The sequence below is a fragment of the Enterococcus sp. 6D12_DIV0197 genome (assembly GCF_002174385.1).
Classification (GTDB): Bacteria; Bacillota; Bacilli; order Lactobacillales; family Enterococcaceae; genus Enterococcus_D; species Enterococcus_D casseliflavus.
In genome coordinates this window covers 1,830,413-1,844,971 of the sequence record NZ_NIBN01000001.1, presented here as the reverse complement: position 1 = coordinate 1,844,971, position 14,559 = coordinate 1,830,413, and the positions used below count along the sequence as shown (strand labels likewise).

General features: G+C 42.6%; 12 protein-coding genes. 2 read left to right on the top strand and 10 right to left on the bottom strand.

Annotated elements, in window-relative coordinates; translation table 11 throughout:
* Genes A5867_RS08425 through A5867_RS08415 form a run of 3 tightly spaced genes read right to left on the bottom strand, consistent with a single transcriptional unit; the run spans position 1 to position 3,090 of the window.
* The gene (locus tag A5867_RS08425) at positions 1-1,206 is read right to left on the bottom strand and encodes an ABC transporter permease (protein WP_087627370.1); all 1,206 of its coding nucleotides are present in this window, start codon (positions 1,204-1,206) and stop codon (positions 1-3) included.
* Positions 1,203-1,877 carry an ABC transporter ATP-binding protein gene (locus A5867_RS08420; protein ID WP_087627369.1) on the bottom strand — a complete coding sequence of 225 codons (675 nt, stop codon included), beginning with the start codon at positions 1,875-1,877 and terminating at the stop codon, positions 1,203-1,205. The genes A5867_RS08425 and A5867_RS08420 overlap by 4 nt, the downstream gene beginning before the upstream one ends.
* On the bottom strand, positions 1,861-3,090 hold the full coding sequence (locus tag A5867_RS08415; protein WP_087627368.1) for an HlyD family efflux transporter periplasmic adaptor subunit: 1,230 nt from the start codon (positions 3,088-3,090) through the stop codon (positions 1,861-1,863). Before A5867_RS08415 ends, A5867_RS08420 begins: the two co-directional genes overlap by 17 nt.
* Positions 3,091-3,334: 244 nt before the next feature.
* Between A5867_RS08415 and A5867_RS08410 the strand changes: the two genes are divergently transcribed.
* The gene (locus tag A5867_RS08410) at positions 3,335-4,480 is read left to right on the top strand and encodes a HAMP domain-containing sensor histidine kinase (protein ID WP_087627367.1); all 1,146 of its coding nucleotides are present in this window, start codon (positions 3,335-3,337) and stop codon (positions 4,478-4,480) included.
* A gap of 18 nt (positions 4,481-4,498) precedes the next feature.
* Complete coding sequence (locus A5867_RS08405; RefSeq protein ID WP_016610236.1) at positions 4,499-5,176, top strand: response regulator transcription factor; 678 nt, start codon at positions 4,499-4,501, stop codon at positions 5,174-5,176.
* A 276-nt stretch (positions 5,177-5,452) separates the two neighbouring features.
* On the opposite strand, the gene A5867_RS18090 is transcribed toward A5867_RS08405, so the two are convergent.
* The 7 genes from A5867_RS18090 to A5867_RS08370 form a co-directional block, all read right to left on the bottom strand.
* Positions 5,453-6,310, bottom strand: a complete 858-nt coding sequence (locus A5867_RS18090; RefSeq protein ID WP_249270079.1) for an IS3 family transposase — start codon at positions 6,308-6,310, stop codon at positions 5,453-5,455.
* 35 nt (positions 6,311-6,345) lie between these two features.
* Positions 6,346-7,038, bottom strand: a complete 693-nt coding sequence (locus tag A5867_RS18085) for a helix-turn-helix domain-containing protein (protein ID WP_087627365.1) — start codon at positions 7,036-7,038, stop codon at positions 6,346-6,348.
* Between the two features lie 111 nt (positions 7,039-7,149).
* A complete protein-coding gene (gene glyS, locus A5867_RS08390) occupies positions 7,150-9,222 on the bottom strand; it encodes a glycine--tRNA ligase subunit beta (RefSeq protein WP_087627364.1) in 2,073 nt (690 codons plus the stop codon).
* 1 nt (position 9,223) lies between these two features.
* Entirely contained in the window at positions 9,224-10,135 is a 912-nt protein-coding gene (gene glyQ, locus A5867_RS08385) for a glycine--tRNA ligase subunit alpha (RefSeq protein WP_005225852.1), read from the bottom strand.
* Between the two features lie 15 nt (positions 10,136-10,150).
* Entirely contained in the window at positions 10,151-10,390 is a 240-nt protein-coding gene (locus tag A5867_RS08380; RefSeq protein WP_087627363.1) for a hypothetical protein, read from the bottom strand.
* Between the two features lie 298 nt (positions 10,391-10,688).
* Positions 10,689-12,446, bottom strand: coding sequence for a beta-galactosidase family protein (locus A5867_RS08375; RefSeq protein ID WP_087627362.1), 1,758 nt, complete (start codon positions 12,444-12,446; stop codon positions 10,689-10,691).
* Positions 12,446-14,458 carry a beta-galactosidase gene (locus tag A5867_RS08370; protein WP_087627361.1) on the bottom strand — a complete coding sequence of 671 codons (2,013 nt, stop codon included), beginning with the start codon at positions 14,456-14,458 and terminating at the stop codon, positions 12,446-12,448. The genes A5867_RS08375 and A5867_RS08370 overlap by 1 nt, the downstream gene beginning before the upstream one ends.
* Between the last annotated feature and the right edge of the window lie 101 nt (positions 14,459-14,559).

Sequence of the window (14,559 nt, the reverse complement as noted above, 5' to 3'; positions counted from 1 at the left end):
TTATTCATAGCGTAATGCTTCGATCGGTTTTAATTTCGACGCATTATAAGCGGGCAAGTAACCAAAAATAGTACCGATCAGAATTGAAAATGACACACTGATCAAAATGGATAACAATGAGATCGTCATCGGATACTCTAACAGACGCAAAGCGATCAGACTGATCAACAGACCGACGAAGATGCCAATCAGCCCCCCGATCACCGATAAAACGATTGCTTCTGTCAAAAATTGCTGCAAAATCACTTTACGTTTGGCACCCAATGCTTTCTTCAAACCGATCTCTCTGGTACGCTCTGTCACACTGACCAGCATCGTATTCATTACTCCGATCCCACCAACGAGTAAGGAAATGCTAGCAATTCCCCCCAGTAAAATCATATTCGATCGATTGATATCATCGGTCATTTTCTGCACTTCATCATAGTTGCGGATGGAAAAAACAAAATCTGAAGGCGGAATACTCTTGGTCAATTCATGGCTGGCTTGAACGACTGCTGATTCTAAGACGTCCGCATTCGTTGCCTGAAACAGCACTGTTGGCCTTTGGTTGAGCTTTCCTTCGACGAAACTTTGGCTGCCTCGAGGGATGAAGACATATTTCCCTGACAGTTGCTCCGTGTCAGAAACAGCTACGCCAACGATGCGAAAGGGCGTCCCATTGATTTCGATCAGTTGATTGATAGGATCACGATACGAGAAAAAAATTTCCGCCAAATCTTTCGTAATCACCGCAACTTGCTTTTGTGTCTGCAATTCGGTTTCAGTCATTGCTCTGCCAGCAAGGATCGTATGGGGCAAAATTTCAAAGAACCCGCCATCCATGCCTAACACTGTCGTATCGGTTTGCTGATCTCTTTGGAAAACTGTCAGATTGGCTTCATAGAACAAGCTAACGTTCTTGGCGTGATCAATAGTCAACAGCTTTTGCAGCTCTCCTTCTGATAGTTGCGGGGCATAATCAGGCAAACGATCATTTCTGCCGCTTTCGCCCGCTAAAAAAGCACTTCTGGCGTCATATTCAATCCGCATCGAGTTAGTATCACCACCAATCAGCTGCTTTTTCATGTTCTCAGTATTTCCGTTGATGATACTCACAATGGAAATGATGGAGGCAATCCCGACAATGATTCCTAGCATCGTCAACAAGGAACGCAAACGATGCTGGTAGATTGCTTGAATGGCTAAGCGAATATTTTCCGTCATCTTGTGCCCTCCTCAACAACTTCACCATCTTTAATGACGATTTGCCGCTTTGCGTAGTCCGCGACTTCTTGTTCGTGGGTAATCAAAACCACTGTTTTTCCTAGATGATTCAGCTTAGTAAATAGCGCCATGATCTCATGACTATTAGCGATATCTAAAGAACCCGTCGGCTCATCCGCTAAGATCACATTTGCTTCTCCTGCTAATGCCCGAGCGATCGCTACTCGTTGTTTTTGCCCCCCTGACAACTGATTGATCCTAAAATCGATCCGATCCCTCAATCCGACACTTTCTAAAGCGTGAATAACTCGAGTCGTTCGTTCTTCCTGATTGACACCAGCATACAAGAGCGGTAAGGCAGCATTTTGTAAAACGGATAGTTTGGGCAACAGTTCAAAATTTTGAAACACGAAGCCGATTTTTTGATTGCGGATCTCGGACAGTTCGTCTTCACTCAATTGACTGGTATTTTCACCATCAAGTAGATAGCTACCCGTTGTTGGCGTGTCTAAACAGCCAATAATATTCATCAAGGTCGACTTGCCTGATCCTGATCGGCCCATGATGGAAACAAACTCGCCAGCATTGATTGTTAAGTTGATTTTTTTCAAAACGTGAATTTCGCTAGTGCCCTGTGGGAACGTTTTGCAGACATCAATCAGTTGGATCATTTGGTTTCACATCCATTCCTTCTTGGATCCGAACTGTTGGGAAGACGAGCACCACTTGCATACCCAGTTCACTTTCTAACAGATACATGGCTTCATCCGTTTCATCTTCCATGATTTCCACGGATAGTTTACTGATTTTATGGTCCTCAACGACGTAGATGAAGGGCCTATCTTCTTCATAAAACACGAAAGATTTGGGCAGCTTGATCGCGGTTTGCTCTTCCTCAATGCGTTCTACAAAACAATGGATGCCAATACTAGGTGGCTCTTCACTTTCATCTAAAACGACCTCAAAACTAAATTGCGACAAATTGGGGTTTGCGCCTTGTTCTTCAACCACTACCGAAGGCTCTTTCATATCCCCAACTCGGGTGATCTTTCCAGTCCATCGCTGACTGCCGCCATTACGGTCTCTAAGTTCAACCTTTTGACCAGGCTCAAGTTGATTGCGGCGAAATTCATCCACAGTCCCTTTTAAAAAAAGCCGACTGGTATCAACGATCGTCATAAAAGGATTCTCTGGGGCCGCTTCACTTGCGCTTCGATTCATTTGTCGCTCGTCCACGTCTTTAACGATTCCATCAATTTCGGCTTCCACGACGTCTGAGCCATGTTGCTCTTTGACTGAACGTAGTTCTAATTCTGCCCGTTCCAGCTCTAATTCGGCATCGCCAATGCTGCTTTCCAAGTTTTGCGCTTCTAACAGTAATTGACTTTGCTGCATTTCCAAATCGGTTTTACGATCTTCCAGCCCTTCTTTGTCCTCTTCTTCCGCACTGGCAATTTTTTGTTTCGTCTCCTCCAGCTGATTCGTTACCTTATTGTATTGTTCCCATTTTTGATTCGTTTGCCGTCTTGCTTGTTCCACAGCTCTCGAGCGATTTGCCGTCGCCTGTTCTGCTTCTTTAATGGCCAAAGCCCCCTCAGGGTTAGAGTAAACAAAAAGAGATTGCCCTGCTTTGACTTGATCCCCTGCCTCTACTTTTTTCTCAACAACTGATCCTCTTGAGCTATCCACCTTGACTTCAACCGTTCTTGCTGGTTCAACGACTCCTACTAAGTAAAAATCTGCTCTCGGTTGCAGATCTTGCAAAGTTATTTGAGTGATGGAAGGTTCTTCACGACGAGCAACCCCCCAGGCACTCGTCCAGCCTAAACTGCCGATGATCAGTAAACTACTGATGATCATGAAACTCTTTTTTGATTTGTTCATATGCTTTCTCAAACATCTCACCTTCCTGATTGGTTAATCGAATGACCACCTTTATTTAACCATTGAATCAATTTCCGTTTTGAACGTTTCTCTTAATATCTGCTGAAGATTTCTTAAGAAAATAAAATTTTTCCATTCTTTTTTTATTAATATGAAGAATTCTTAAGAAGAATTAGCTATTCGCTCCTACTCCTCTTTGCTATAATCAAGAAAGAATCAAGAACGAGTTAGAAAGGACTGTTTCATGCGTAGTAAATATTCTTCATTTGTCTTTTTTCTGGTTGGCTTCTTCTTATTGGTAGGAGCCTTATGGCTATTAAAGGAAACGAGACTCATTCAAATGGTGCTGGATAATTTTTTTTCAAACCTCGTTTTACAGGAAGTTGTGGAATCAAGTGATGGCCAAGGCGGGATGATCGTTGGTACATTTGTCGACTGGCGCCCTGTTAAACAATTGTTCTTGGCATTCTCCCTCTTTCTCGTTTTTGCCGTTACCTTGATTTGCTATTTTAGTTATCGTTATGTTTCAAGGAAAAAAATTGCAAGGATCGCCGAAGGAATTCAGCTCTTTTTCTCTCAATCGGAAGCAAGTTCGACGGGCAGCCTAGCGATCGATCATGAATTATTAAAAATAAAAGATTCGATGAACCGCAATGAGGCTCTTTTAAAGGAAGAAACACAGCGCACCAAGGACTTGATCACCTATTTGGCGCATGACTTAAAGACTCCCTTAGCTTCAGTGATCGGCTATCTCAACCTATTGTTGGATACGAAAAACTTGACCAATGAACAAATGACGCAATCCTTGACGATTGCTTTAGAAAAGTCTGAGCGTTTGGAAACGCTGATGAATGAATTTTTCGACATCACCCGTTTTAATCTGCAAGACATCCAATTGTATCAACGGGAACTTGATTTCGTCTTCTTACTGAAGCAAATCCAAGAAGAATTCTATCCGCTGCTGAAAGAAAAAGAACAAACCATCTGCTACTCTGGACCAGAGAGCTTGAAATTAAAAGCCGATAGTGAACAGTTGGCGCGAGTGTTAAACAATCTGTTAAAAAATGCCATTGCCTATGCGCCTGATCAAACCACGATCACAATGCAGCTAACCGTGGACGAACAAGCAGCAACTTTTATCCTAGCGAATCAAAGTGAGCCGATCGAACAAGAACAATTGGAGGCATTATTTGAAAAATTTTATCGTCTGGATCAAGCTCGTTCAACCAAGACAGGTGGAGCAGGTCTCGGATTGGCGATCGCCAAAGAAATTATTTTGGCGCATCAGGGAACGATCCGAGCTGCTAGCAAGAACAATGAGATTCAAATGATCGTCACATTGCCTTTAGCGACAAATCAACATGAAAAAACTAGAAAGTCAGTTAACTGAAAAGGAAGGTCAATACGAGTGGAAAAGATACTTTTAGTTGAAGATGAAAAAGAAATCTCAGATTTGATTGCCTTTTATTTACGAAACGAAAATTTTTCTGTCATCACTTGTGCAGATGGGAATGAGGCTCAGGTACAGATCGAGCAAAACAGCTTTTCTTTGGCGATTCTTGATGTCATGCTGCCAGATATCACAGGCTTTGACCTGTGTAAAATCATCCGCAAAAAGCATCATTACCCAATTATTATGTTGACAGCTAAATCTGAGGAGATCGATAAGATCACTGGTTTGACAATTGGTGCCGATGATTACATCACCAAGCCCTTTCGTCCGTTGGAAGTGATCGCTCGGGTGAAAGCTCAGATACGCCGCTCGACTCAATACAACGGCTCAGATCAAAACAAATTGATCGTGAGGGAGTTGGAATTAGATGTCAATAAGCGAAAATGTTTCTTGCAAGAAGAAGAACTTTCCCTGACGCCGATCGAATTTTCCATTTTAAAATTATTGATGGAGCGAAAAGGCCAAGTGGTAAGCTCTGAGGAAATGTTTCAAGAGGTTTGGGGCGAAAAATATTACACGTCTTCCAATAATACCATCATGGTCCACGTTCGAAACCTTCGGGAAAAAATGCACGATACCCACAAGAAGTCCTCTTATATCAAAACCGTTTGGGGGATCGGCTATAAAATTTAACACCAAAAACCGTCCTTTCATTGTACGAAAAGGACGGTTTTCTTGGGACTGAACACAAGTAAATCGAGAAACATAAAAAAAAGCCAGAACTGATTCTTTGCTGGGCTCCCCGTCAAGTGGACAATGAAATAGAATAAAATTATTTTGACGACTGTCTACCGAAATTCGGTAGGCAGTTTTTATGTTTTTTACTTTGTTTAACCTCAACTTTGCTCGACTGGTCTCCTTCTTGGTTAAGCGGATTTATTCTATTCGCTTGTCTAAGAGGGGGAGTGATTAAGCTGCCATTAATAATTCTTGATGAACTTGGATCGGTGTTTTGCTCTTCAAACATCGTTGATAGCGACCATTGTTGTAATAGTTCATGTATTTCTCGATCATTTCAACGAGACTTTCTCTACTGATAAACTTTCGCCGATAATATTTTTCTCGCTTAAGCATTCCCCAGAAACCTTCCATTGGACCATTATCGGTACAACGGGCGACACGAGACATACTCTGCTTCATTTTCGCTTTCTTTAGCTTTGTGCAAAAAACTTTACTTGTATATTGAAATCCGCGATCGCTATGAAATAGCGGATGAGCGGTTGGTTCGGCGGCGACTGCTTGATCGAAGGTATCAAAGACTAATTTATTGCCATTTTTGTCGCTGATGACAAATGAAACAATGCGACGATCGGCGAGATCGAGAATAGCGCTCAAATAGATTTTCTTCACTTCGGCCCCTTCATAATACTTGAATTCACTCACATCTGTTAGCCATTTTTGATTCGGTTGATCCGCATAGAACTTTCGATTCAAATAATTTTTCGCAATATGATACGGAGTCTTGGATGCCTTAGTGATACTATTCCCTGAATGCTTGATGGTTGATTGGATTTGAAGTTTGCGACAGATTCGAAGAATACGCTTGTCATTCACTTGAAAGCCATAATCATTCACGAGATCTTCACAGATTCTGCGATATCCTTTATCGTTGTCTGCTTCATAAATATAACGAACAAGGTCTGCCAACTGTTCATTCAACACCACTTCAGGCAGTTTGGGATTTTTTAACCAACAATAATAGGCCGATCTTGTGACATGGAGCAGTGTACACATGGTGTTAATTGGATAGCTTTTTGTCTCGTGCAGCTCTTTGATCGATTGGTATTCAAACGTATGACGAACTAATTCAAATCCCGCCTCCTTTCTAACTCGCTGACTTTTTTTAACAGGTCATTTTCCATTTCAAGCAACTTGATCCGTCGTTCTTGTTGAGCCAGTTTATCGCGCATTTCTTCTTCGGGTGTTCTGGCAGGTTTACTTCCCGCTCGTTGCCCTCGACGGTCTTCTAAGCCTTTTTCTCCCATCTCGTCGTATTTCAACACCCAGTTCCGAATTTGTTGGTAAGAGACTTGGTACTGAATTGCGGTTTTCCCATAGTCTCGACCGTTGATAATACAGTCATGCACAATTTTAATTCGTTCATTCAATGTTGTTTTTCTGGATTTACTCATTCTACTTCCACCACTTTCTGATTTGAAGTTTCTATGAGTATTATATATCTTTAACCAGTCTTCTAATTGTTTTTTGTTACGAAGCCCGTATTTCTTGGCGACAGCTCTTAAGCTACCATGTGTTCCAGCTAAATAATCATGGACCGCATTCAGTTTCAACTCTGTTGAGTATGATTGATTCCTTTTTGTAGGGAGTAAACCTGTGGGTCCTTCATTCTCATAAAGAGTGATCCACCTTTCTATCGTACTGAAACTTACTTGTGCTTCTTTGGCCAGGCTGTTTATGCTAGCTTCATTTTTTAAAGCTCTTTCTACAAAAGCTAGCCGTTCTTCTGAACTTAATTTCATTTTTCCTCTAGACATACAAACTCCCCCTATATAAGCCACTTTATATTTCAGTGTCCTATATAGGGGGAGCATATCACTTTCAGTTCCAGCTTTTTTTATTTAGAAACGTGCAACTGCAAGCTTCTTTTATTTCGTAATCAAAGCATCTAAACTAGCCACTGCCAGACTCATCTTCGCGATTTTATCCAACAAGGCAAAACGGTTGCGGCGAATCTGTTCATCTTCCACCATGACCATTGTTTGATCAAAATAAGCTTCGATCAATGGGCGCAGTGCCACTAAGCTTTGGTAGTTTTCTTCCATCGTTTGATGTGGGAACTTGTCCTCTACTGTTAAGACCGCTTCATACAAGGCAGTTTCAGAGTCGTTTTCAAACAAGGCAGGATCAATTGCTGCTTGATCCAATTCGGCTTTTTTCGCTAAATTGATCACCCGTGTCAAAGCTTCCATCGATGGTTTGAAGTCGGTGTCTTGCAGATGTTCTCTTAACATTTGAGCCGTTTCAAACAACGTACTGATGTCTGCTTGACGTGCGCCTAAGACAGCTTCGATGACATCATGACGCGTATTTTTGCTGAGTAAGAATTGACGCAGACGACCTTTCACAAAATCGGTCACTTGTTCTTGACCAGCGGCAAGTTGAATCCCAAAAACTTCTGGTTGAGCATTAATGGCTTCACGAATTTCTTCTTGCAACTGAGCAAATGGGAAGTACCAGCGCTTTTCAGCTAAGATGCGGATAATCCCGTAGGTTTGACGGCGTAAAGCATAAGGATCGTTTGAACCGCTTGGAACCATATCAACAGCGAAGAAAGCAAGTAAGCTGTCTAATTTATCCGCAATCGCTAAAACAGCCCCGATTTTTGATTGTGGCAGCTCGCCTTCTGCTGAGATCGGCATGTAGTGTTCACGAATCGCTTGGGCAACTGCTGGTTTCTCTCCTTGGATCAGGGCATATTTTTCCCCCATGATCCCTTGCAACTCAGGGAATTCCCCTACCATATTGGTCACTAAATCAAATTTATAGATTTGAGCTGCCCGTTGAAGGTCGGTCAGTTCTTCTTGTGTTAAACCAACGGTCTTCCCGATGATTTGCGCTGCTAGTCCGACACGTTGCATTTTTTCATATAAGCTGCCGATTCTTTCGTGGAAGGTGACTTGCTTAAGTTTTTCTACGCAATGGTCAATGGTCAGCTTTTTGTCTTCATTGTAGAAAAACTCAGCATCTTCTAGACGAGCGGTCAGGACTTTTTGGTTTCCTTTGATAACATTATCGATTTTCACAGCATCCCCGTTGCGGGCAGAGATGAAGTGCGGCAGCAATTCTCCGTCAAGGGTGCGGACATCGAAGTAACGTTGATGTTCTTTCATAGAAGTAACTAATACTTCTTCAGGGACAGAAAGATATTTTTCTTCAAAGTCCCCTACAAAGGCTGTTGGGTATTCAACTAGATTTGTCACTTCTTCTAGTAAGTCTTCATCTAAATCGATCCGCCAGTTGTTTTCTTGAGCGATCGCATTGATTTGTGCGGTGATCATTTGTTGACGTTCGCTTGGATCAGCGATGACAAATTGATGCTTCATTTTTTCCAAATAGTCGTCCGCATGATCAAACGTGACCGCCTCACCTAAGAAACGATGACCTTTTGACTCGCGACCGGTAACAATATCAAGGATTTGGAAAGGAATGACTTGCTCACCAAAGAGTGCTACGATCCAATGAATTGGTCGGATATATTCAAAATCGTAGTCTGCCCAGTGCATCGTTACTGGGAACGTCAAACTCGTGATTACTTCCTGCAATCCTTTCAATACCTCAACGGTTGGTTGACCTTGGGTATGTTTTGTTACATAGACATACTCAACACCTTTTAATTCACGGAAGGTGATGTCATCGGTTGTCAATCCTTGTCCACGAACAAACCCTTGAGCTGCTTTCGACCAATTGCCTGCATCATCTAACGCGATTTTTTTCGCTGGTCCTTTGACCTCTTCTTGCGTATCCGCTTGTTTTTCAGGAATACCGGTGACATAGACAGCCAAGCGGCGAGGTGTGGAATAGGCTTCGATCGTTGTATAAGGCAACGCATGAGCATCTAAGAAAGCTGCCGTTTTTTCTTGTAATTGTTTCATACTTGGGGTTACGACATGCGCAGGTAATTCCTCTAAGCCGATTTCTAATAATAGGTTTTGTGCCATCTTATTTTCCCTCCTCAATCAGTTTTTGCGCCACTTCTGGATCAAGCAATGGATAACCGAGGTTTTCCCGTTCTGCTACAAATAGTTTTGCTACTTGACGTGCCATGTTACGGATACGTGCGAGGTACCCAGCACGTTCAGTGACGGAGACTGCACCACGTGCATCCAACAAATTGAAGGTATGGCTGCATTTTAAGATATAGTCGTAAGCTGGATGAACTAAGCGTTCATCGATACAGCGTTTTGCTTCTTTTTCAAAACGATCGAAGTTCCCTAAAAGCAAGTCTTGGTCACTGACTTCAAAGGAATATTTTGAATGTTCATACTCAGGTTGGCGGAAAATCTCACCATATTTGACACCTGCAGACCATTCAAGATCGTAGACACTCTCAACTTCTTGAATATAAGATGCTAGACGTTCTAAGCCGTAAGTGATCTCTGATGTCACTGGCTTACATGCTAAGCCGCCGACTTGTTGGAAGTACGTAAACTGAGTGATCTCCATCCCGTCTAACCAAACTTCCCAACCAAGACCTGCACAACCCATCGAAGGATTTTCCCAGTTATCTTCGACAAAACGAATATCATGTTCTAATGGATCGATCCCTAAAAGACGCAGGCTTTCTAAATAAAGCTCTTGGATATTTTCAGGAGAAGGCTTCATCACGACTTGGAACTGGTGGTGCTGATACAAACGATTTGGGTTTTCCCCGTAGCGGCCATCAGCTGGACGGCGAGAAGGTTCTACGTAAGCGGCGTTCCATGGTTCTGGACCGATTGCACGTAAAAATGTGTATGGGCTCATGGTCCCAGCCCCTTTTTCTGTATCATAGGCCTGCATCAGCATACAGCCGTTTTCAGACCAGAATTTTTGCAGGGTCAAAATCATCTCTTGCACAGTTAGTTTACTCATCTTTTTCTTCCTTTCTTATAACGCATTGACAACAGGATAAAATTCGACAACTGATCCAGGGATCAATTTCACTTCGACCACGACATCTGCTTCTAAAACATCCGATAAGTCGTAAAGCATTTGGTCTGGACTCGTTGTAAATTCATGTAAAAGCTGTTCATCCTTTAAAAGGCGAACTTGCAATGGAATACTTGCTAATACTTTGAGCTTTTTTTCGGTAAACGCACTTGCTGGAATCATCATATCAAATAACATAAAAACCCTCCTTTGTTTTTGGCTATTCTTGGTGTGAAACATAAAAAAGTCCCTATATCTATACACTTTGTATAGATATAGGGACGATAAATTCGCGGTTCCACCCTACTTCCGACAAGTCGGCAGCTTCATTGATCATGCTCACGGACGCCTGCGAAATAAGGTTCCAACTTGGCTTTCACTCTCCCAAGTTCGCTTCATGGAATGGTCTTCTTTCTTTCTTCCGATCATAGCACGGATTCGATTACCCTTATGATAGTAGTTGAAGCTAGGGTTTGTCAATGATTAATTTGAACTTTTATGCTTCTGGGCCTAAATCCGCCTGATCATGAAAGACGATCTCATCAGCGATTTTCCCATCACTTTCAAAAACAATGATCTCATTCATTCCGATTTTTAAAAACGGTGCTGGGACGTACAAGCGCTGCTGCGGTCCTTTTTCCCAGAAACGGCCGATCGTATGACCATTGACTTGGACAAACCCTTTACCCCAGCCTGGCAATTCGATAAAGGTATCTGCACATTCATCAAAAACACATTCAAAGCGTGAGAAACTTGGTTGTCCTTTTTGCCATTTTCCTTGGAAATCAATGGCATGCAAATTATCCATCGGTAAGGGATAGATTTCCCAGTTGCTTTGGAAGGCGCCATTGATGATCACACCCTCTTTGATGCCTTTGTGCTGATGGTTCATTTTTACGGAATAATTGACCCGCCCCATATTCTCCACCAAGATCCCCAACTCGTTTTCTGATTCTGATAAATCGAAACTGTAGGTTTGACCGATTTCTTGATCGTAATCGATGCGCAAAAGTTCCTGGTTGATAAACGTATGGGCACGATCCATCGTATTGATCAGACGGTAGTCGGCAATCTTCCGAGCAGGCCCAATCAGTGAGCGATAATAGATATAACCTGTCGCTTGATTGCAGGCTTCCATCGATAACGGGTAATTACTTATAATCGGTTGACTGATCGTGTCGATCGTCGAAAACAAGGAGACTCGTTCTTTCACTGAGAATGTTCCATAAGCTTTTCGCTCAATTTCCATACTCAAGGGAAACTCAGGAATTTCCGCATAGTCAGCGATCACCTTTTTGAAGGCTTGGTATTTGGCAGTAGGTTCTCCCCATTCTGTCAACAAGGCATCGTAATCATAGCTAGTGACATCCGGCGCTAAGCGTTCATAATAGTTTGATCCGTTCATAAAGCCAAAGTTGGTCCCGCCATGAAACATATAGATATTGACAGAACCTAATGCTAAACAATCCTGCAATTCCTTTACTGCATCTTGTGTTGAGGTCGTATGGTGCTGGTCGTCACCCCAGGCATCAAACCAGCCGATCCAAAATTCCATGACCATCAGTGGCCGTTTTTCTCCGTGAAATCTTCGAAGTTTTTCAAAGTTTTCCTTGATGTTGGAGCCGCAGTTGATCGTAGGCAATGCCAAGTCTTTGATACTGCCGTTTTCTAGCATATCGTGCCAAGGTCCGTCGGAGGTCACTAACGGCGTTTCTACACCATGCTGCCGCATCGCAGCCACCATTTTCCGCAAGTACTCTTTATCATTGGCGTAGCTGCCGTATTCATTTTCTACTTGCATCATTATAATCGGACCGCCTTGGGTGATCTGCAGATCCCGCACTTGTGGAAACAAATGGGCGAAATAACGAGTGATTTTTTCCATAAATGGGGGATAATCAAACCGAAGCTTCATCATAGGATCTTGCAATAGCCAATAAGGCAGTCCCCCAAATTCCCACTCCGCACAAATATAAGGTGCTGGTCGCAAAATGACATAAAGCCCTACTTCTTGTGCCGTTTGGATAAATCGCCGCAAATCAAGGATCCCATCAAATTGATAGACACCTTCCTGTGCTTCATGAAGATTCCAAGGAACATAGGTTTCAACGGTATTACAGCCCATCAAGCGTAGTTTCTCTAAACGATCTTGCCAATATTCAGGAACGACACGAAAATAATGGATCGCTCCAGAGATCACTTTCAAAGGCTTGTTGTCTAAATAAAAGTCATCTTCAATAGCAAAAGTTCGCATCAGTTACGCTCCTCTTTGACGATATAGGTGGTGTATTGCGTCAGCATCATTTCTGAAGAAAGAACCTCGCCCGTCAGAAGATCCGTTTTTCCAACAAACATTTCTGGCAGCGGTTGTGCTTCTTCGTGGAAATTGATGATGACGAAAAATTTCGCCTCTGCATTTTCACGACAGGCAATTTCTAGTTTTGTTGCCTCCTCGATCACTGGGGTAATATCGGACTCTTCGACGATTGTTTTGAAAAGCTGATCTTGCAGCTGATCTTCCAACTGTCCACCAAAGTAATAGACGGTTCCATCGCCAAATGTATTTTTGGTCACTGCCGGCATTCCTGCATAGAAATTGCTCGTGTAATGCGCTAGCGCTTCGGCGTTTTCTAAATGGATCAAATCGCTGACTAAGTTACTTGTTCCTGAAAGATCTTCATTGACTAACGAAACCCCGTTTGATTGTTCTGGGGCTAATGCATCGATTTCTTCCACCCAGATGCCAGCTAACTCCCGCAAGGGGCCAGGGTAACCGCCTAAGTGAACATTGTCTGATTGATCAACGATGCCACTCATATACGTTGTAAGTAAAGCACCACCTTGCTTAACGAAATCAGTTAGCCGCTCTTGCATCCCTTCTTTGATCATGTACAGAACCGGAGCTGCGACTAGCTTGTATTTTGATAAGTCAGCATCCACGGGAACCAAATCGACCGCAATATTTTGTTCGTAAAAATAGCGATAGTAGCGATGGATCTGTTCCACATATTTCAGATCAACGGTTGGACCACTCGTATATTCTAAAGCCCAATAATTGTCCCAATCGAAAATCACAGCAACCTGTGCTTGGGTTTGCGTGCCAATGATGTCTGAAAGCTGCGCTAATTCAGCCCCAAGAGCTGCTGTTTCTCGGAAAACCCGCGTGTCTTCATGACCGACATGTTCGATGACCGCACCATGGAATTTCTCACAAGCACCAATGGAACGTCGCAATTGGAAGTATTGGATCGTATCTGCCCCATGAGCAATCGTTTGATAGCTTTGCGCCCGCATCTGTCCTGGTTTTTTTAATGAATTATAAGGCTGCCAGTTTTGTTGGGAAGGTGTTTGTTCCATCAGCATAAAGGGTTGCTGTTTTAACCCGCGCATCAAATCATGGGTCATGGCTACTAAGCTCCATGGCGTATTGTACGATGGATAATTATCCCACGAAACAAGGTCCATTTCCTTTGCCCACTTGAAATAATCCAGTCCTTTAAAGGTTCCCATCAAATTCGTTGTAATCGGTGTTGTGGGATCGATTTTCCGAATAGCGTCCCGCTCCATCATGTAGTTTTTTAAAAGACTATCCGAGTTGAACCGCCGGTAGTCAATAGAAATTCCTGCAAATGCCGTCTTGTTATAGCCGATTCCTTCTGACAGCGCATTTGGCAACACGATTTCATCCCATTCATACACGGTATGACCCCAAAATTCCATATTCCAGGCTTTATTCAGTGCTTCGATCGTATGATATTTATCCTTTAACCAGACACGAAACGCTTTTTCACAGTTGTCGCAATAACATTCGCCGCCGTATTCATTATTGATGTGCCAACAAGTCACTTGTGGATTTTCGCCGTAACGTTCGGCTAATTTCGTTGCCAAGCGTTCTGCGTATTTTTGATAAACCAAACTGTTGGGACAGGCATTGTGCCGTTGCCCAAACTTATGATGGCGTCCATCATAATCGGTGCGAGCGACTTCTGGATACTTCTTAAACATCCAAGCTGGCAAAGCAGCTGTGGAAGTGGCTAAGACGATGTCGAAACCTTCCGTACTTAATTTTTCGATGATTTGATCCAATTCCTCAAAATCATAACAATTTTCAGAGGGTTGGATCTTTGCCCATGAAAAAACATTGACGGTCGCGCTATTGATACTTGCTTTTTTAAAGATCCGAATGTCTTCTTCCCAAATCTCTTTCGGCCACTGATTTGGATTATAATCGCCGCCAAATAGAATTCTATCAAAAAATTTTGTCATGTAAGTGAACGCTCCTTTAAAATAAAATGATTTCTACTCTCTTATTGTAAGGCTTTTCATTCTGTTGTAGTATAATACATGAAACACTATTTTATAACTTT

Excerpts from the sequence above, each read along its gene's own strand:
- glyS (WP_087627364.1), bottom strand. The coding sequence starts at position 9,222 with ATGGCACAAAACCTATTATTAGAAATCGGCTTAGAGGAATTACCTGCG.
- A5867_RS08370 (WP_087627361.1), bottom strand. The coding sequence starts at position 14,458 with ATGACAAAATTTTTTGATAGAATTCTATTTGGCGGCGATTATAATCCA.
- glyQ (WP_005225852.1), bottom strand. The coding sequence starts at position 10,135 with ATGAGTAAACTAACTGTGCAAGAGATGATTTTGACCCTGCAAAAATTC.
- A5867_RS18085 (WP_087627365.1), bottom strand. The coding sequence starts at position 7,038 with ATGTCTAGAGGAAAAATGAAATTAAGTTCAGAAGAACGGCTAGCTTTT.
- A5867_RS08425 (WP_087627370.1), bottom strand. The coding sequence starts at position 1,206 with ATGACGGAAAATATTCGCTTAGCCATTCAAGCAATCTACCAGCATCGT.
- A5867_RS08415 (WP_087627368.1), bottom strand. The coding sequence starts at position 3,090 with ATGAACAAATCAAAAAAGAGTTTCATGATCATCAGTAGTTTACTGATC.
- A5867_RS08410 (WP_087627367.1), top strand. The coding sequence starts at position 3,335 with ATGCGTAGTAAATATTCTTCATTTGTCTTTTTTCTGGTTGGCTTCTTC.
- A5867_RS08420 (WP_087627369.1), bottom strand. The coding sequence starts at position 1,877 with ATGATCCAACTGATTGATGTCTGCAAAACGTTCCCACAGGGCACTAGC.
- A5867_RS08375 (WP_087627362.1), bottom strand. The coding sequence starts at position 12,446 with ATGCGAACTTTTGCTATTGAAGATGACTTTTATTTAGACAACAAGCCT.
- A5867_RS08380 (WP_087627363.1), bottom strand. The coding sequence starts at position 10,390 with ATGTTATTTGATATGATGATTCCAGCAAGTGCGTTTACCGAAAAAAAG.